17 protein-coding genes are annotated in these 19,493 nt (G+C 47.2%); all 17 read right to left on the minus strand.

Annotated features, from left to right (window positions below; translation table 11 throughout):
• Positions 1-24: 24 nt before the first annotated feature.
• The 17 genes from HP399_RS17980 to HP399_RS18060 all read right to left on the minus strand — a co-directional run bounded on the left by HP399_RS17980 (position 25) and on the right by HP399_RS18060 (position 19,448).
• On the minus strand, positions 25-531 hold the full coding sequence (locus HP399_RS17980) for a GNAT family N-acetyltransferase (protein WP_173617879.1): 507 nt from the start codon (positions 529-531) through the stop codon (positions 25-27).
• A gap of 115 nt (positions 532-646) precedes the next feature.
• Entirely contained in the window at positions 647-2,305 is a 1,659-nt protein-coding gene (locus tag HP399_RS17985) for an AMP-binding protein (protein ID WP_173617880.1), read from the minus strand.
• 79 nt (positions 2,306-2,384) lie between these two features.
• Positions 2,385-3,182, minus strand: a complete 798-nt coding sequence (locus HP399_RS17990; protein ID WP_173617881.1) for an aminoglycoside phosphotransferase family protein — start codon at positions 3,180-3,182, stop codon at positions 2,385-2,387.
• A gap of 64 nt (positions 3,183-3,246) precedes the next feature.
• Complete coding sequence (locus HP399_RS17995; RefSeq protein WP_173617882.1) at positions 3,247-3,723, minus strand: hypothetical protein; 477 nt, start codon at positions 3,721-3,723, stop codon at positions 3,247-3,249.
• A 92-nt stretch (positions 3,724-3,815) separates the two neighbouring features.
• Positions 3,816-4,307 (minus strand): YajQ family cyclic di-GMP-binding protein, encoded by a 492-nt coding sequence (locus tag HP399_RS18000; RefSeq protein WP_007723075.1) that lies wholly within the window; start codon positions 4,305-4,307, stop codon positions 3,816-3,818.
• A gap of 20 nt (positions 4,308-4,327) precedes the next feature.
• Positions 4,328-5,116 carry an SDR family oxidoreductase gene (locus HP399_RS18005; protein ID WP_173617883.1) on the minus strand — a complete coding sequence of 263 codons (789 nt, stop codon included), beginning with the start codon at positions 5,114-5,116 and terminating at the stop codon, positions 4,328-4,330.
• Between the two features lie 124 nt (positions 5,117-5,240).
• Entirely contained in the window at positions 5,241-8,336 is a 3,096-nt protein-coding gene (locus HP399_RS18010; protein WP_173617884.1) for an efflux RND transporter permease subunit, read from the minus strand.
• A gap of 4 nt (positions 8,337-8,340) precedes the next feature.
• A complete protein-coding gene (locus tag HP399_RS18015; protein ID WP_173617885.1) occupies positions 8,341-9,564 on the minus strand; it encodes an efflux RND transporter periplasmic adaptor subunit in 1,224 nt (407 codons plus the stop codon).
• Between the two features lie 247 nt (positions 9,565-9,811).
• A complete protein-coding gene (pepF, locus tag HP399_RS18020) occupies positions 9,812-11,671 on the minus strand; it encodes an oligoendopeptidase F (RefSeq protein ID WP_173617886.1) in 1,860 nt (619 codons plus the stop codon).
• A gap of 97 nt (positions 11,672-11,768) precedes the next feature.
• Positions 11,769-13,055, minus strand: a complete 1,287-nt coding sequence (locus tag HP399_RS18025; protein WP_173617887.1) for a UDP-glucose dehydrogenase family protein — start codon at positions 13,053-13,055, stop codon at positions 11,769-11,771.
• A 12-nt stretch (positions 13,056-13,067) separates the two neighbouring features.
• Positions 13,068-14,141, minus strand: a complete 1,074-nt coding sequence (locus HP399_RS18030) for a glycosyltransferase (protein WP_173617888.1) — start codon at positions 14,139-14,141, stop codon at positions 13,068-13,070.
• Positions 14,142-14,167: 26 nt separating this feature from the next.
• Complete coding sequence (locus tag HP399_RS18035) at positions 14,168-15,118, minus strand: NAD-dependent epimerase/dehydratase family protein (RefSeq protein ID WP_173617889.1); 951 nt, start codon at positions 15,116-15,118, stop codon at positions 14,168-14,170.
• Positions 15,115-15,918, minus strand: a complete 804-nt coding sequence (locus tag HP399_RS18040; RefSeq protein WP_173617890.1) for a glycosyltransferase family 2 protein — start codon at positions 15,916-15,918, stop codon at positions 15,115-15,117. Before HP399_RS18040 ends, HP399_RS18035 begins: the two co-directional genes overlap by 4 nt.
• The gene (locus HP399_RS18045; RefSeq protein ID WP_173617891.1) at positions 15,915-16,961 is read right to left on the minus strand and encodes a glucose-1-phosphate thymidylyltransferase; all 1,047 of its coding nucleotides are present in this window, start codon (positions 16,959-16,961) and stop codon (positions 15,915-15,917) included. Before HP399_RS18045 ends, HP399_RS18040 begins: the two co-directional genes overlap by 4 nt.
• Before the next feature lie 122 nt (positions 16,962-17,083).
• A complete protein-coding gene (locus HP399_RS18050) occupies positions 17,084-18,256 on the minus strand; it encodes a glycosyltransferase family 4 protein (RefSeq protein ID WP_173617892.1) in 1,173 nt (390 codons plus the stop codon).
• Positions 18,237-18,659 (minus strand): hypothetical protein, encoded by a 423-nt coding sequence (locus HP399_RS18055; protein ID WP_173617893.1) that lies wholly within the window; start codon positions 18,657-18,659, stop codon positions 18,237-18,239. The genes HP399_RS18050 and HP399_RS18055 overlap by 20 nt, the downstream gene beginning before the upstream one ends.
• Before the next feature lie 105 nt (positions 18,660-18,764).
• Positions 18,765-19,448, minus strand: a complete 684-nt coding sequence (locus HP399_RS18060) for a DnaD domain-containing protein (protein ID WP_007723121.1) — start codon at positions 19,446-19,448, stop codon at positions 18,765-18,767.
• Positions 19,449-19,493 lie beyond the last annotated feature (45 nt).

Consider the following 19,493-nt stretch of genomic DNA (forward strand, 5'->3'; position numbering starts at 1 on the left):
GCCTTCGCTTTTTTCATGTTTGTCCTAAAGAAGAATACACATGTGGCTCTCATCAAAGTATTGATCGCCATTTTTCAGTGCACGCTTTTCTAAAGCGTATGGAATAAAGCCCATTTTTTCATAGAGACGAATGGCAGCCGGATTGGTCGTGACGACAGCGAGCTGTACCGTATCGATGTCTCCCCGCTCCTTTAAGTAGGCTAGCTCTGCCTGCATGAGCGCTTGTGCGACACCCGTCCCGCGATACGCTTCACGCACGTACATGGAGACGATAGAAGCTTTGTGTCTCGCTTTCAGCCCTTTGTGGCGGAAAAAACCGATGATGCCAGCCAGCTGTCCTTCCACAAATGCACCAAAATAGCCGCTATCACCTGACTCCCCTTGAGAAAGTCTTTGCTGCCACTCTTCCATCGATACCTGCATTGCCTCTTCATATGTAGAGCCGAAGGCATCTGGATCTGTTTGCAGCCCTTCTAGTCTAATTTTCATAAGCTCATCTGCATCGTCTGGTCCCAAAAAGCGAACTTCCATTCTAAGCTGCACCTCTCCCATTTTTAATTTCCACTTATCTTAGTCAAGAGTTTCTAGAAAGTAAAGAACTATCTAAAAAAAGCCAGGAGCATCTCCCTGGCCCAAGAACTTCTTCCTATGCAGTTCCCGTCTGATTGGGGTTGCTTTGCCCTAACAGCTCCAGCGCTTGCTCCCGCAGCTTGAACTTTTGAATTTTGCCGGAAGCGGTCATCGGATATTCATCTACAAACTGTATGTAGCGAGGGATTTTGTAATGAGCTATCTTCCCTTCGCAATAGTTCCGCATCTCATCCTCTGACAACGTTTCGTGAGGCTTTACCCGAATGCACGCCAATACCTGCTCGCCGTATTTAGCATCAGGTACACCAACAATCTGGACGTCCAACACTTTTGGATGCGTATAGAGGAATTCTTCCACTTCACGTGGATAAATATTTTCCCCTCCGCGAATGATCATGTCTTTAAGCCTGCCAGTAATCCGATAGTAGCCTTCCTCATCGACGGTTGCCAAGTCTCCGGTATGTAGCCAGCCTTCATGATCAATCGCCTTCACTGTCTCCTCTGGCATGTTGTAATAGCCTTTCATGACCAAATATCCTCGGGTGCACAGCTCGCCTTGTACACCTGGCGGCAAAATGTCACCTGTCGCCGGATCGATGATTTTTGCTTCTACATCTGCATGTAGACGACCGACAGTGGATACTTTTCGCTCCAGGGAATCCTCTGGTACGGTCTGTGTAATGACGGGAGAAGCTTCTGTTTGTCCGTACGCAATCGTAATGTCACGGATTCCCATTTGATCGACAACCTTCCTCATAACCTCAATCGGGCATAAAGAACCGGCCATGATGCCTGTTCGCAGCGAGCTCAGGTCACGCTCGGCAAACGTCGGATGGTTCAGCTCGGCAATAAACATAGTGGGTACACCGTACAGTGCTGTGCAGCGTTCTGCCTCCACAACTGCAAGTACAACGCCGGGATCAAAAGCGATGACAGGAACCATCGTCGCGCCTGTCGCCACACATGCCAACGTCCCCATCACACAACCAAAGCAGTGGAAAAACGGAACCGGAATACACACCTTATCCGCTAACCCGAGCCGCTGACATTCCGCTACCTTGATGGCATTGTTGACGATATTGACATGCGACAGCATGACTCCCTTTGGAAAACCAGTCGTCCCGGATGTGTACTGCATATTGATGACATCATCAGGTGAGAGCGTCTCCTGACGCGCGATCCGCTCTTCCTCCGTGACCCATGCAGCACGTTCGAGCAAATCGCTCCACAAAAACATTCCGGGTTGTCGCTCATTCCCTAGATAGATCACATTTTTTAAATGCGGAAGCCTTTCCGATTGTAGCGCTCCAGGTGCACATGTATGTAACTCCGGGCAAATCTCTTGAATCATCGCGAGATAATTCGCATCGCGATAGGAATCCATTAAAAGAAGCGTCGTCGACTCTGATTGACGCAGCAAATATTCTAGTTCATGTACCCGGTAGCTCGTATTGACCGTTACCAATACACCGCCCATTTTCGCTGTGGCATATTGCGAAATTACCCATTCTGGCACATTTGTTGCCCAAATCGCGATATTTTCCCCTTTTTGAATGCCAAGCGACATAAATCCCCGCGCGGCCTGATTGCATATCGCTTGAAATTCCCCAAACGTATAACGAAGCCCTCGTTCGTGATAAACCAGCGCTTCCTTTTCCTGATACTTACTGGCTGTGTCGTCTAACATGTTGCCGATTGTGGTCATATGAATCATACAAGCACCCCCAAAACATTCAGACTATTCTGTAGGATTCTTCTTTTACGCCACAATCCCTTCTTTTTCCGTTATCGTCCTATATCCATTCGTTCTTATGTTCCTTGATAAATGCGATGTCTTCTAGATAGTGAAGAATATGACCTTCTTCGACCATCTTTTGAAAAGCAACATCGCCTTCACTAGCTTTTCTGGCAATGGTTTTGCATAGTCCTTCTAAACGAAGCAAGACCATTTCTAGCGTGCCTTCCTTCATTTCCTTCCCGTACGATTCAAAAAACAAGGCCACTCGCTGTTTTCGCTGTTTGGCATGCAGCAGTGGTTGGTATTGGATTTTTTCTCCGGATTCAGTTAAAGAAAATCTACTCAAAGGCACGCAGGTATAGAGCGTATAGGCGATATCCCAAAGTCTTGGACCCGGAGCCGCTAAATCAAAATCGATAATGCCATTCGGTAATTGTCGATGGAAAATGATATTGTATATAGCAAAGTCGTTATGACAGATGACCTCACGCGGGCCAGGAGTGTGATCCAACGACTGCCACTGGTCATCGAAAGGAAAATCACTCACAGAATCATGATAAAGCCGGAGCATTTTCGCCATTTCTTGTAACGCTTCGTCTGCATGCATATATTCCTTCCAAGGATAATGACCAGCCTCTCCATCAATAAAGGACAGGATTTCTCTCCCCTTTTCATCCATACCTAAAAATTTCGGCGCATACGGATAGCCTTTTCTTTCCAAGTGCTTCAATAATTCATGGATGTTCTTACTTCCTGGCTTTACTTCCCTTCTGACTGTATTACCAGAACGGAAAACGTTCGTTACGTTTCCGCCCGCTAACAATTCTTCGCTCGACGATGACGATTTTGACATATCAGGAACGCCCCTTTCTTTTGATAAAAAAAGAAAGCGTCCCTGTTGTGGAACGCCTTCTCCTTTACTGCACGACGATTTTTTTCGTAGCCTCTACCTTGTATGGCAGGTGGTTGCTGTAGTTGAGCTCTACGCGAATTTCATGCTCTCCCTTGGGCAACTTTTTCAGTAAAAACTCTGGTTGATAAATCATCCCTTTTGGTTCACCATTCAGGTATAAATGTGCGTGTCCTTCTCCAAAGACTGGAGCCTCGGCCAATTCGCCATTCTCCTGAACAAACGTGAAGTTCTCTGTAAGCAAGGATACTTCTGCCGTCGTCCCCTCCATCTTAACCTCCATATTCAGCGCCGGCTTTTCTGACCCTGCTGGCTGGTTCATGGATGCCGTCGCTGTAACAGAAGTAGTTGGATCTGACGGTCGATAAGAGTCAGAGACGCTCAGAGGGTCTTTGACTAGAAGTACGATGCCCGCCACCAGTACTACAAGAAAAACAATTCCGCCCAAAATGAGATTGCGCATACTGATAATAAAGACCTTCATGTCTCTACTCTCCCTTTCGCAAGTGCTTGTCACTTATTTGTACATGCATATGCGAGAGTGAAGAGAGTTAGAAGCAAAAACTTTTCTAGTAATTAGCGGTAGTTAATAAATTGTACTTCCAACGGCAGATCAGCCTTGCGAATCGCGTTGATGATTTGCTGTAATTCATCTTTGCTTTTTCCCGTCACGCGAATTTGATCGTCTTGAATCTGTGTTTTCACTTTGAGTCCTGTATCTTTGATGATGCTGTTGATCTTTTTCGCATTGTCTTTGTCGATCCCCTGCACCAGCTTGACACGCTGACGGACAGTACCGCCCGCTGCTGGTTCAATCTTTCCGTAGTCGAGGTTTTTGATTGGGACATCCCGTTTGACGAGTTTGCCGAGCAAAATATCTTTTACCTGACTGAGTTTAAAGTCGTCATCGGAGCCGAGGACGAGCTCTTCCTTATCCAAGGAAATGCTGCTCTTGCTCCCTTTGAAGTCAAAGCGATTTTCTATTTCTTTTAATGCGGTCTGAATCGCATTGTTCACTTCGGACAACTCTACTTTGGACACGATATCAAATGAGCTCTCTTTACTCAAAGGAATTCCCCTCTCTTTTATTAGATCGCTCGGATCAAGCCACCATCGACGAGGAAGGATTGACCTGTCACGTAGCTGTTTGCTGGCGAAGCCAAGAACGTCACCATGCGAGCAAACTCGTCAGGCTGACCGTATCTGCCCAATGGGATTTGCTTCTCCCAATTTCCCCTTACTTCCTCTGTACTGATGCCCTTCGCCTCTGCGGTAAGCCCATCCAGTTGTGCCACCCGATCCGTCGCTATTCTGCCAGGCCCGATGGTGTTAATCAGAATCCCATCTGGTCCTAGTTCTGAAGAAAGCGTCTTAGAGAGGCCCAATACCCCAGTACGAAACGTATTGGACAGAAGCAAATTCTCAATTGGCTGTTTAAAGGACGAGGAAGCGAAATTGATGATTCTTCCAAATTGGTTCGCTCGCATATGAGGTAAAACAGCACGAATAGCACGTACATAGCTGAGCAAATTTAGCTGGAAGGCTTGCATCCACTGTTCGTCGGTGAGCTGATCGAATCTGCCTGTCGCAGGCCCACCTGAATTATTGATTAAAATATCGACGCTGCCAAAATGCTTGACCGTTGCTTCGACAACTCGCTTTATGTCTTCTTCCATCGTGACATCCACTGTTACGGCAAGAGGTGACTTTCCAGTAGCCTGTTCGATCTCAGCACGAACGATTTCCAGAGCAGCTTCATCTCTACCGCATATCGTAACATTCGCTCCTTCTTGGGCGAGGCACTGCGCTGTTGCCTTCCCCAATCCTTTTGATGAGGCGAGTACTAGAGCCGTTTTTCCTTGCAAAAATAGATCCATGTGCATGCTCCTTTCATGGTTCACTTATGTATGTATCTTGATCTCTTTATTCTACAGAACTTTCAGACGAAGGAAAAGCAAAAGAGAAGGGGTGCAGCACATACTCCCCTTCTCTTGCAAATCACTATACCTCTGTCGGAGGTACGTTCTTATCTTTGTTTTGTTTTGCTTCTCGTTTTGCTTCGCGCTTCGCCTGGCGAGCCGCTTTGCGCGCCAGTCTTCTTTCCTTCGCCCCCTCAAACAGGGAGTACAGGACTGGTACGAGCACCAGTGTCACGATCGTGTGGAAAATCAAGCCGGAGATAACGGCTGTTGCGAGTGGCGCTTCCAAATCAGAGCCTTCCGCCATTGCAAGACCCATCGGTAGCATTCCGAGAATCGCCGTCAGCTTCGTCATGATAACGGGACGAATACGTTCCTTCGTTCCTTGGATAATCGCCTCTGCGGTTTCCATTCCACGTTTGCGTAGCAGGTTGATCCTGTCGATCAAGAGGATCGCATTGGATACGACGATCCCAACAAGCATGATAATCCCGATCATCGCCATTTCACCGAATGTCCGCTGTGTAAGGACGAATCCTAACACGACACCGACAAGGGCCATTGGAATCGTCAGCATGATGATGAACGGTTGGGACATCCGCCCGAACTGGGCAACCATGATGACGTAAATCAGAGCCAGAACACCTAAGAATACGAAGATCCCTTGGCTTATGTTCGTGCTTTGCTCTTTCAACTTACCGGCGATTTCCACTTTATAACCTGCTGGTACAGGTACAGATGGCAATTTTTCATTAATCTCACGGCCTACTGGCCCTAAATCACTTCCCAGCATCTCGGCAGAAACCGTCACGATGCGTTCGCCTTCTTTACGCTCAATCGTGATCGGAGACTTACTGTACTCCATATCTACCAGGTCTGCCAAAGGCACTGCTGCCCCGTCTTTCGATGTCACCATAATCGTTTTGAGCTGATCCGGGTGCTTCAGCCAGTTATCCGGCATCTTGGCAACGACGTCTACTTCGATTCCATCTTGTGTGATGGACGTAATTTGTTGGCTACCGATTAACACGCTCAATTGTTGCAAAAGGGAACGGTGATCTACATTCAGTCTGGTAAGCGCTTCTTGTTTTGGCAGCAACGTAACTTTTTCTTTTCCTTCTTTAAAATCGTTGCGAATGTTGGTGAGCCCGTTGATCGTGCCAAGCATCGCTTCCAGATCGGTTGCGATCTTCCGCATGACTTCCATGTCATCCCCGTAAACATCCAGTTGGATCGGACCGCTTCCGCCTTGTTGTCCGAAAGACATGGAGACGGATTCGATTCCTGGGGTCGCATTCAGGCGATTGTTAATATCCTCGTTCAAAGCGTCCTTATCACGTGTTCTGTCCGCCTTCGGAATTAAGGAAATGAACAATGTTGCTTCTTCCTTGGAAGTAAAGAAGAATATATCCTTGATTTCCGGGATCTCCCGCAGCGATGTTTCCGCGGTGACGGCTGCTTTTTGAGCTGTTTCCAACGTTGTACCGATTGGCATTTTCATCGTAACAAAGACGATATTTTCATTGGGGTTAATTCCTTGACCCATTTTCATAAAAGGTGTGAGGAAAGCGGAACCAACCAGCAATGCTACTGCGAGTAAAACCGTTTTAACCCTATGCTTGATCGCTACATGTAAAATGCCGCTGAATACACGAATGATAAAGTGCTCCTTGCCTTCTCCTTCTAGCGAAACGTGCTTATCCTTCTGCAAGAAGCGATTGGAAAACACGGGAACGAAGAAGAAAGCAGCGATCGTCGATGCAATAATGGCAGCGGATACCGTAAAGGCGATTGTAGCCAAAACCGGTTTCAGCCAATCTTCAAAATCCGCAAAGACAAGTGGCAAAAAGACGATGATGATCGTGAGCTGCGAGGTGAACACAGGTGTCAAAACTTCTCTCGTTCCTTTAATAATAGCCTGCTTCAGCTCTTCGCCCTTTTCTCGGTAGTGATAGATACTTTCCAATACGACGATGGCGGCATCGACGATCAAGCCGACTGACAAGCTAAGCGACAGCAAGCTGATCATATCAATGTTGTAGCCTGCGAGTTTCATCGCGATGAACGTCATGAACGCAGAGAGCGGCAGCGTCGTGGCGATGACGAGTGTGACCCTCCAGTTGCGAAGGAAGACGAACAAGATGATGATCGCAAGCGCCCCACCAATCATGACATCCCGGCTGAGGTTGCTCACGGCATGCTCAACAAAGGAGGCTCCTTCGAACATGACTTTGATGTTGTATTTGCCGTTTGCTTCTGTGTTAATTTTGCGAACGACTTCTTCAACATTCTTTTGTGTCGTGATCAAGTCATAGCCGTCTGCCCTCGTCACGCTGAGTTGAATAAACACGGAACCGTTTGTCAGGGCGACAAAGTCTTTCACTTTACCACGCAAATCTTCAATTTGTGCCAGTTGATTCAGAGAAACGGTTCCTCTCGGTGTATCAATTGGCAGTGCCTCTATTTCCTGTGGGGTCTGATAAGTATTGTCAATCATGACAACCGTATCAAATCCCGTGTTCTCCAGTGTACCAATCCCTTGCTTCCAGTTTGTATCCTGAAGCTGTGAAATGATAGCCGCTGGCGTTGTTTGATAGGCATTCAAACGCTGTGGCAAAAAGGATATGGTAATTTTATTCTCGAAGCTTTTCTCTTCTACGATTACTTCCTTGACTCCCTCGACTTCTTCAATGCGGTCCTTGATCGAGGTTTTTGCCAAACTCAGCATGGTCTTCGGCTCTGCTCCCACGACGGCAAAATCAATCATTTGATCGCTACCCATATTGCTCTGGAAGATATCTACAGAGTCAACGGCTTTCGGAAAACCGTTTCGGAGACGGTTAACGGCATTTTGTACATCTTGCTTAACCTGCTCGCCTTTGCCTTCATTTGCAGAAACATTGATTCTGACAGAACCTGCACTTGTTGAAGAAGAGTATTTTTTAATATCATTAATCGATTTTAGTTCTTGCTCTACTTTTTTCGTTACTTTTTCTTCCATCTCTTCTGGTGGCAGTGCACCACCGGAAATTCTTACATAAATATCAGGAAAATTCGTCTTTGGAACGAGTTCGATATTAAAGCTGAACAAGGACCCCAAACCTGCAATGACGAGCAAAAATGTAAACAAGTAGACAATTAGCTGTCTTTTCAGCAAAAAGAGAATCATTTTGTTCATGCAACTATTCTCCCTTCGCCTCTACTTTTTGCCCTTCGACGTAGAATGTAATTCCACTGCGCAGGAGTTGGTCGCCTTCTTTCACTCCAGATACGATTTCGATGGAGTCTCCGACCAATTGACCGGTCTTCACGGGTTTTCTTACAGTCAGTCCATTCTCTACTGCCATCACGTAATGGTCTGTTTGACTCACGCCGACACTTTCCAGCGGCACGAGGAAGCCATTCACTTGGCGCGGCACCTCAATCGTCGCGGCCATTCCTCCACGCCAGTAACCATCTGCATTCGGAATCGTGATCTCAACGCGATATTTACCTGTATCCTTGTTCACAACTGGAGAAATAAAGGCAATGGTTCCTTCACTTTTCTTTCCATCGTCAGATAACGCCTGCACCTTCGTTTTTTCATGGAACTGGCTGATCAAATCATTAGAAACATCCAAGGTTACCTTCACTTCGGACAGGTCGACGAGGCGAATGATTTCCTGACCTGGAGACACCTGCTCACCAATTTGCAAGTTCACATCGACGACTGTTCCTGCGAATGGCGCCTGAATTTTCGCATCATCCAAGCTCTTCTTCGCACGGTCTACACCGCCAGCAGCAGCTTTAATCGATGCGTTGGCGACCATGACATCTTCTGGTTCCGCTCCTTTTTGCAGCTCATTCAGAGACAGCTGAGCATCACGCAGTGTAATCTCTGCTTGCGTAACGGCCCGTTTACTCGCATTTATTTCGTTTTGCGAAATGGCTCCCCCAGCAAAAAGCTTCTCACTTGTTGCGAGATCCTGCTTTGCTTTATCCAGACTGTCCTGTGCGCTTTTTACCTGCAGGCGCTTCTGCTCAATTGCTTCTGCTGTCGCTCCCTTTAACGTCTTGATTTTCCGCGCTGCTGCTTCCTCCACCTGCCCCTGTGCCGCTGCAATTTCTTTTTGATGGTAACGGGTATCCAATGTGGCCAATAACTGACCTTGCGCGATTTTTGCACCTTTGGTCGCGGAGATCGCTGAGATCGATCCGCCTGTACCAAACGACAACACCGCGTCCCGCTTGGCTTCCACCATCCCTGTGACTGCGAGCATCACTGGCTTTGTTGCTTTTTGTACCTTTACGACCTCTACTACCTTCGCCTTTGCCTCTGTCTGCTGCGGGGCCTCTGGTGCTGGGGCTGAACAACCTGCTGCGACCAACATTACCGAAGCCAGAATAATCGATGCCCGTTTTTTCACAAGAATTCCTCCAAATTTTCACAATCATTCCTCATGGCGTAATTGTGCCAGTTTTTACCTCTGCTGCAAAACAGTCAGCGGGTGGAAATTCATATCCGCCCCGAGACGGAGAACAGTACCTAACAGCGCATAAATAGATACGCAAGAAAACTGGGAAAGTTACCTTTTATTGGACGATCTTGAAGAAAAATTTACAAAAAAAGCAGCCAAGTCATAGACTTGAACTGCCTTTTGGATTTGATCCATGTTATTGTTCGATCAGTTGTTCCAGTTCTTCGAGCAATTCCTTGAAGACACTCAATGCTTCTGCAATCGGTGTTGGCGACGTCATGTCTACGCCTGCGCCCTTAAGCAGATTGAGCGGATAATCTGAACTGCCGCCCTTGAGGAACTGCAAATAACGATCCACGGCTGGCTGGCCTTCCTCCAATATCTGCTTGGAAAGTGACGTCGCTGCCGAGAAGCCAGTCGCGTACTTATACACATAGAAGCCGCGATAGAAATGAGGAATTCGCGCCCATTCCAAATCTACCTCGCTGTCTACGACCATGTCCGGTCCGTGATAGGAAACATTGAGCTCACGGTAAATAGTACTGAGAGATTCGGCTGTCAACGGCTCTCCCTGCTCTTCTTTTGCGTGCACAATTTTCTCAAACTCAGCAAACATGGTTTGGCGGAATACCGTTCCACGGAACTGCTCCAGGTAATGATTAATCAAGTACATACGCTGTTTCTTGTCAGTCGTCGTCTCGAGCAAATGATTCATCAGTAGTGCTTCGTTCAGTGTAGAAGCCACTTCTGCTACGAAAATTTTGTAATCGGCATACGTGTAAGGCTGTGCGTGATTGGAATAATAGCTATGCAAAGCATGCCCCATCTCATGCGCCAGTGTAAACATGTTGTTGACATTGTCCTGATAGTTCATGAGTACAAACGGATGTGACGTATAGGCGCCCCATGAATAGGCTCCGCTTGTCTTCCCTTCGTTTTCATGAACATCGATCCAACCATTGGAAAAGCCCTCTTCCAAAATGCGACCGTACTCCTCACCAAGTGGATGAAGTGCTTCTTTGATCGTTGAAACAGCCTGATCATACGGGATTTTCATGTCCGTCTCAGGTACGATCGGCACGTACAAATCGTACATGTGCAATTCATCTACGCCCAATAATTTTTTGCGCAAAGCAATGTATCGGTGCATGAGCGGAAGATGTTCATGGATCGTTGCAATCAGGTTATCGTAAACAGGGAGCTCCACATTATCGGCAAACAAGGCTGCGTACAAGGCAGACGGATATTTTCTCGTTCGCGCGTAGAAAACATCCCCTTTGATGGCAGATGTCAGCGAGGCTGCGATCGTATTGCGGAACTTGCCATACGTGCTGTACAACGCCTCGAATGCTTCTTTGCGCACGCGTCGGTCTTTGCTTTCCATGAACTGCGTATAGCGTCCCTTGGTCAGCTCGACTTCTTCGCCGTTTTCATCCGTAATCATCGGAAATTTCATGTCAGCGTTGTTGAGCATCCCAAAAATTTTGGAAGGAGAAGACGAAAGCTCGCTCATATTTGCCAGCAAAGCTTCTTCCTCGGAAGATAACGTATGTGGCTTGAAGCGGGTAATTTCATCCAACAGAATGCGGTAGTGCTCAAGACCTTCTACTTCTTTGATCCACGTTTGCAAGTCTTCCGTGGGAATCGCCAAAATCTCTGGCTGTATGTACGAAATAGAACCGTATACTTGCGTGCTGAGGCTGGTCGCCCTGTCAGTCAGCCCTTGATACTTGCTGTTCGCATTGTCTTCGTCTCGACGCATACGTGCATAGACGTACACTTGATCAAGCGTCTTCAATAATTCGTCTTGCAGAGTCAACACGGCCAGCAACTGTTTACCGGAAGTAGCCAGAGAGCCTTTCATTGCTGCGATTTTTTCTGTGAGCTGTTTTACTTTTTGTACGTCCGCTTCCCAATCATTATCAGTGGGATACATGTCCTCAAGACGCCATTTGTATTCAGCGGGGACGTCACTGCGTTTCGGCAGTGTTTTGCTTTTATTCACCGTGATCACTCCCTCGTTATTTATGTAAGATGAAATGGTCAAATCATCCATATGTGTATCCTATCGTATTATGCCTACAGGTTCAAATCAATCAGGCGCTTTCACATTTTCCACAGAAAAAAAGCCGAGCTTTCCCGAAATGGAAAAGTCAGCTTCTCCCTACTCCGATATAGTGAAAGCCTGCTTCCTTTACCTCCTGGTTCGGCCAGGCATTTCGTCCGTCTACCAAGAGCGGCTGCGCCATGCTTTGATGAACCTGTTTCCAATCGAGTTGGACACACTGTTCCCATTCTGTGACCAATAAGGCGGCGTATGCTCCCTCACATGCTTCGGCCGCGGATTGCGCGTACGTGATCTGTGGAAACTGCTTGCTGACACCAGGTACTCCAATCGGATCAAACGCCTTCACGGAAGCACCTTTTTGCAGGAGTGCTTCTATCAATTTGAGCGATGGCGCTTCTCGGATGTCATCCGTATCCGGTTTAAACGTCAACCCCAGAACGGCAATTTGTTTGCCTTTCAGATCAGGGAGCTGCAAGCACAACTGCTCCAAAAACCATCCAGGCTGCGTAGCATTCACCTCTCGCACTTTATCCAAAATACTTAAGTGAACATTGTGCTCTGCTGCGAGCTGCAATAACGCAATCGTATCCTTCGGAAAACAGGAGCCGCCATAGCCTACTCCTGCCCGTAAAAATTGCGGACCGATTCGGCTGTCCAGTCCCATTCCTCGCGAGATCGTCACGATATCCGTCCCGAGTGCGGTACTTAACCGTGCTAGCTCATTCATGAAAGAGATTCGGGTTGCCAAAAATGCATTCGAAGCGTATTTGATCAGCTCCGCGTTTGCTCTGGTGGTGATTACTCGCGGTGCCTTCACGCCATTGTACAGCTCCTCCATGCGAGCCGCTGCCTGAGGATTATCTACGCCAATGACGATTCGCGAAGGCTCCAATGCGTCCAATAATGCACTCCCTTCCCGTAAAAACTCCGGGTTGGATGCAACAGATACTCCTATGCAGCCAGCCAGCATCCCCGCTACTTTTTCGCCAGTTCCGACTGGTACGGTACTCTTGATTACCACGATGCGTTCTTGCGGTGCGAGCGAATGGACCTTTTCCATGTCAGAAACAGCCCCGAGTAAATACGTTAAATCGGCTGTGCCGTCTACTGCTTCAGGTGTCCCCACACAAATGAAAAAAATCTCTGCGTCCTTCGCCTCTTTCAGATCCGTATAAAAAGCAAGCGCGCCATCATCTAATACTTTTTTCAATGCCTCTTCTAAGCCCGGCTCGTAAATCGGCGAGATCCCTTGGCGCAATTTTTCTACTTTGGACGCAACGAGGTCAATTCCGATCACCTGATGACCGTTCATGGCAAGGGAGACAGCAGTCGTCAAACCTACGTAGCCGGTCCCAATAACGGCAACTTTCATTCCTTCACCTCATCATTTTTTCGACACACGCAAATAGAGCTCTTCTAGCATCATCCGTTGCTTATGGATATCGTGGTTTTTTTCTACTTTCAGTCGAGCCTCTGTCGTGATCTGTGCCCACTCGTGACCATCTGCTAGTACACGGTTTATCATTTTCCCGAGTGCAGTCGGTGATTTCTCCGGAACCAGATATCCGGTCACTTTGTTTTCGACCAGCTCCGGAATCCCCGCGTGATAGGTGGAAATGACAGGGCGTCCGCTAGCCATCGCTTCCATGATGACATTGGGAATCCCCTCTTGGTTGCCATTTCTCGCTGTCTTGCATGCGATGATGAACAAATGGCACTTGGCCAGTTCACGCTGGACTTCACGATGTGGTAGAGCTCCTTTGAGCACGACTTGTGTGCCTAACCTGTTTTTCTTGATCAGTCGTTTGAGCTTCTTTTTTTCTTCTCCATCGCCGACGATGATTAGCTTCGCCTTGGGATGTTTTTTATGCACATGAGTAAACGCCTTGATTAACGTATCCATCCCCTTTTTTTCAGTCAGTCTCCCTACGCTTAGCAATCGGTACTCCCCATTTTCCACGGGCTGTTTCGGCAGCATGGGAAATTTGCGCAAATCAATTCCTGAGCGGATAAGGGTAATTTTGGATGGGGGACAGCCCAGATGAATCAAGCGCTTTCTCATGTGATTGCTGACGACTGTAAACGCCTGGCCCTTTCGAAAGAGACGCATGAGAGACCGTCTGTACACTGGATTTTCTTTGACGCGCTTAGTCGCATCAAAGCCATGAAAGGAAGTGATCAGGGGGAGCTTGCTTTTTTGTGCAAAAGGAAGCAATTCTAATCCAGCAGGACCAAAACGGGCATGCAGGCATTTAATTTTTTTTCGTCGTAGCCAAGTGGAGAGGCCGGCCATATGCTTGCGCACATAGACCGGCGAATAAGGAAATTGTTTTCGGTTAAAGGCTCGCTGTCGGGTCAACACCACGGGTTTGACCACTTGATGTCCAAGCAATTGCTCGTAAATAAATGTTTCACTCTTGGGAAGAAACTTTCTACGATAAACGAGGACCCGATGCATGCAACTGGCCTCCTTGATGACGGGTGTTACCCCTTCGATTGCGAACGAATCTCTGCTAATTGATGGCGAAGGCCCTCTTCTAGCGTCACTTTTGGTTTGTACCCCAAGCGTTGTTGGGCAAATTGGATATCCGCACAGGTTCGTAAGGAGTCACCGGCCGGCCCATTTTGAAACGTAATGCGAGGGGTCAGATTCATTAACGTGCCCATGATGGATAGCACATCGATGAGCTTGATTTCCCGATCTCCCCCCACATTAAAAATGTCACCGGGAACAGCATGCTGTGCAGCCAGTAGATTCGCCTCTACCGCGTCTGTCACATACGTAAAGTCTCGTGATTGCTGGCCATCACCATACATAATGACCTGCTCGCCTTTCATCATTTGACGAAAGAAACGATGAAAAGCCATATCGGGACGCTGTCTGGGGCCGTATACCGTAAAGTAGCGAAGCATGCTAACCGGGAGTCCATAAGCTTTTACATAAACCGAGCAGATTTGCTCCATCGCTTCCTTGGTCACACCATAAGGGGAAACTGGGCGAAGAGGCGCATTTTCATTGGTTACGGTCCCTTGCATCGTCCCGTAAACCGAGGAAGAAGACGAGACCACGATGATAGGTGGCTTCGGTCTTTGCAAGCAAGCCTCTAGCAACTCTTGTGTAGCCAAAATATTATGGCTAACATAATCGGCAAAGGACTTTCCCCAGCTGTTTCTCACGCCCGGCAAGGCAGCGAGATGGAAAACAGCGTCGACGTTCTCGAGCCAAATGTCCCAACGCCCAGTCTGAAGCGAGGTAGAGTGGAAGGTGAAGGCAGGATGTTTTCCTATTTCGGCCAGATTCCGCAGCTTCGCAGCAACATCGTAGTTATCGATGAACCCGTCAATGCCGATGACTGTCACGCCATCGTTCAACAAGCGCTGTGTCAAATGAGACCCAATAAAACCTGCACAGCCGGTGACAAGAGCTTTCTTCATCGTCTCCGACGCCTCACTTTCTTCAGCCTTTTAATGACTAAATATCCGTTCTTGTAACCATAGATGGCCTTGTATTTCTTGCCCCACCTTTTCAGATAAAATTTGAATGTTTTTTTTCGCAAATAATTACGGCGGAACTTCATCTTGCTGTCCGTGAGCTGACCTTTATGCTTCGTCCGGTTGTATAGGATTTGATTGATGTATCTCACCCGATACTTTTCAATTAATCGCAAAATGATTCGCCGGTCCTCCATAATCCTTCCCTCGTATCGATCCGAGGTATCCCAACCACCCACTTTGTGCAGGGCTTCTACGCGATAGCAACGTGGAGAAACCATCCAGCGATTGTATTTCAGAAACTGGTATTTGTTATGAAATGACTTATGGTTCACCTTAATCGTTTTGGTATACTTTCCGCGCCTAACTTTCCAGATGTTCATGTTGCCATAGAACAGAGCTGTGCTTTTCTTGCTTTTGTGAATGTACTTTTTGAGCACTGCCAGCGTTCGTTTCGGTAACCAGTCATCGGAGTCGAGTTGTACGAGATAAGGGGTATCCACCATCGACAAGGCCTGATTCATGACTTTGCCGATTCCAGAATTTTGTTCCATTCGATGATACATAATGTTTGGATGGTACAAATATTTTTCAATTTTACTTCTGGTGTGATCGGTGGACGCATCGTCAATGATCAACAGCTTCCAATCTTTTGAGGTTTGATTCAAGACGCTGTTGATGGCTTTGCGAATAAACTTGGCGCGATTGTATGCCGGAATGACTACAGTAAAGGTCGGATTCATACGTCCTCCCTCTTGACAGCCGGAATGCAAATGGACGATTTGTCGCTTACAATGAATACTCCCGTACTGTTAGAAGATTGACCCGTCATCATCGATGAGCGGCCGAAAACGCTGTTTGTTATTTTCCATGCAATGTCATGCAACGAGCAGTTTTCCAGCAAGATACTATTTTCGATATGCGAGCAATTTCTCAAGCTTACGCCATTTTGGATCGAGACGTACGGTCCGATTTGGCAATTTTCAATCACACAATTATCACCGATTAGTACAGGACCCGTAATCTTCGCATTTTTCACTATGGTTCCTTTGCCAATTTGATGTTGATTGCCTAGCTCCCTCGTAAGCATCCACTGGTTAGCCTCCAGCCAGCGATCGATGGTTCCCACATCCGAATACTTTCCGTTAGTGACGGAGTGAGCCAACTTGAATCCGCGATTAATCATCGATTGAATCGCATCCGTTATTTCTAGTTCGCCTCGGGGAGATGGCTGCAGGGTAGCAATCGACTCAAAAATAGGTGGCGTAAACAGGTATGCGCCAATCACTGCCAGGTTGCTCTTTGGCTGACGTGGCTTTTCCTCTACAGAGATTAGTCGTCCTTTTTGTACTTCTGCGATCCCATAATCCTGTGGTCTCTCCACTTTACTTAGCATCACGACACCGTCAGATTTTCCCTTCGTAAACGCTTTTGTAAGTCCGTGAAGCGAATCCATCAATAAATTATCACCTAGTAGCAAGATAAACGGTTCGTCTTGCAAAAACGGTTGCGCTAGCTGGACAGCATGGGCAATTCCCAGTCGTACCTCCTGCCTGATAAACGTAATGGTAGCCCCGAATTGACTACCATCGCCCACCATGGGAGGAATCTGTGATTGAGAAGGATGTATCACGATGCCAATGTCCTGAATGCCCACTTCACGCAGTTTGCGAATGCAATAGTGTAAGACCGGGTGATTGGCCACAGGGAGGAGGGTTTTCGGTTGCGAATAGGAAAAGGGGTGCAGTCGCGACCCACGTCCAGCACACAAGATTAACCCTTTCACAAGTATCACTCCCCAGTTTTGCTCTGCGATACTTATAAGGTATGCGTATCTGGATAGCTGGACAGGGCAGACGTCCACATTAGCGAAAGAAAAGGCAACCACCTACATCCTTTCCGTTCGAATTAACCTGTTTTTAAAAGCGGTTGTTTCTCTTCACTTCGCGTTGGAACAACTGTTTCAAACACGTTCAGATAGCCTTGCGCTGTCGCGTACCAAGAAAAAAACTTAGCACGTTGCAGGGCCTGTTTGCCCATTTCATTCCGGACGGCAGGTGAACTCCACAACAGTTCCCAGACAGCAGGCAATCCTTTTTTCCAATCTTTTGGCGGAATGATAAAGCCACTTTTCTCGTGGGCAACGACTTCACGAATACCGCCTCGTGGAGTGGAAATGACGGGCTTTCCGGAAGCCATCGCCTCTAAATTGACACGGCAAAACGCTTCTTTCCAAACGGATGGTGTCGCCACGACATCCCCAATTTGATAGTAAAGCGGCATTTTTGCGGATGGTACGAAATTGACGAAACGCACCTTTTCACCCAAAGGCTTCGCAAGTCGCTTGAGCTCTCGAACATACGGATTCAGGCGATTACTGCCGTATCCCGTACCGCCTACAATGACGAGTTTGGCTTTCGGGTCTTGTTTGCTCACCTGGCGAAAGGCTTTGATCAGCACGTGCACTCCTTTACCGTGCATGAGTCTGCCGGCATAAAACAAGACGCGATCATCTGGCTTCAATCCGAGTTCTTGACGCATTTTTTTGACCGCGATCTTTGCAACCTGATAAGGCGTGACATCGACCCCAAGGTGAACCGCATGAATTTTATTTGCAGGAATCTTACACGTCCGAATAAAATGTTGACGTAAAAATTCACTGTTCGTAATAAAACCTGTTGCCAGTCGAACGGTGCGCCGCATATTTTCTTTGCTGATGATCGGCTGTGATCCATACACGTGAGAGTGCATATTCACAAAGATCGGGATCTTGGGAAAATGGCGTTTTAATGTGAGAACATAGATCGGTCTGTTTTCCACGAGGATGACATCTGGCTTGTTCTTCTTGATATGATTAATAATCCGGCGCAAATAAGGCTTTGGCCCTTGATACGGGACGCGAATGAACTGCCGGTTTTCTTCCACGGATGAGGTCGGATAGGTCGCACATTGACGAGTGTAGATCGTCACGTTATGAATTGGCTCGATCATCTTTGTGACCTCGTCAATATCGTGTTCGACCGAGCTTCCTTTGACCGGTGGTACAGAAAAGGGACCCGGACTAATAATTGCGATGTTCATTTCGCTCGATCTCCCACTCCTTTTTCAGTGAAAGAACTACTTGATACAAGTACTGCAATTGTTTTGTATGGTTCTCTTCAAGCTTCTCCCATCTTTCTTCCCACGAAGCCAGCGCCTCTCTCAGTTCCAACACTTCATGCTCAAGCTTGTGAACCTGTTCTACGACTGCCTCATCGGCTTCTCTCATAATAATTTCGAAGGTAGGCTCCAAGACCAGTTCCTTAGTCTGCTCAACTGTTGTATTTACGACCAACTCCTGGACGTTTTCCGTTACTTCCTCTTCCTGTTTTTCATTGGCTTTTACGATTGAAATACGTTGAACTGCCTCATCTACGACATAACTTCCTGAAAACACACCTGGTGTTACCCAATGAGACAGATCCCATTTTTTCCGTTTTTCCACAAGTCATCGCCTCCTGAAGCTTGCATCTACGTAATATGTTATGACAGACAAGGAAAATGGGTACGTGTACGGTGACATAGAAAAAACCGCTTGATTTGGATGAAATCAAAGCGGTTGCCCGTGGTCTCTCATATTTGCTTGTCTACGGAAGTTCAAGCTGTAAAGACGTGCTTGTTCTACGGTTGTAATCTGTTGCTTTTGCCATTCGAGCAAGATCCTGTCGATATAGCGGATGTGGAGTTTGCCGACAGTTGCAGCCTCACGCAAAGCGGTCAAAATCAATTCTTCCTGATAGCCGTCCTGTTCGGTCCACATATGGATGTTCTCCAATTCAAACGGTGCTAGCGGGCGACCAAATGCCTGCTCAAAGCGAGCGTAAATAGCAACAGGTTCGGCATCCAGAGAAACGGCCACTTCCATAAAGGGCTCCATGCTTCTCGGGTCTGCTTGCTGCTCCCGCCAGGTCTGGTACAGCTTTTTGTACAAGGGGGTCAAATTGTATTGCTCATGACGCATACCAGTTTGTGGATCGATAAACTCATCTATCGTAATCCAATCTTCTTTTAATAGCTTTTGTAGAGATTGAATCAATCTCCTGCTCGTCATGGACATGCGTTCCTCCAGCTCTGTTAAGGTCGGGAATCGATTCCCTTCCTGCTGAAAGGATAGTAGATGAATCAATAGCATCATCTCGTCATCAGTCAATGACATACGCTTATACATTTTCAAAAGAAGGTTGGAGACGGATGTTGCTCCTTCTTGCAACAATTGCAATATATGGGAGTCCATAACGCATATTCACCTCTGGGTTGGAATAACAAGGGAGTGCGTAAA

Source organism: Brevibacillus sp. DP1.3A, assembly GCF_013284245.2.
GTDB lineage: Bacteria > Bacillota > Bacilli > Brevibacillales > Brevibacillaceae > Brevibacillus.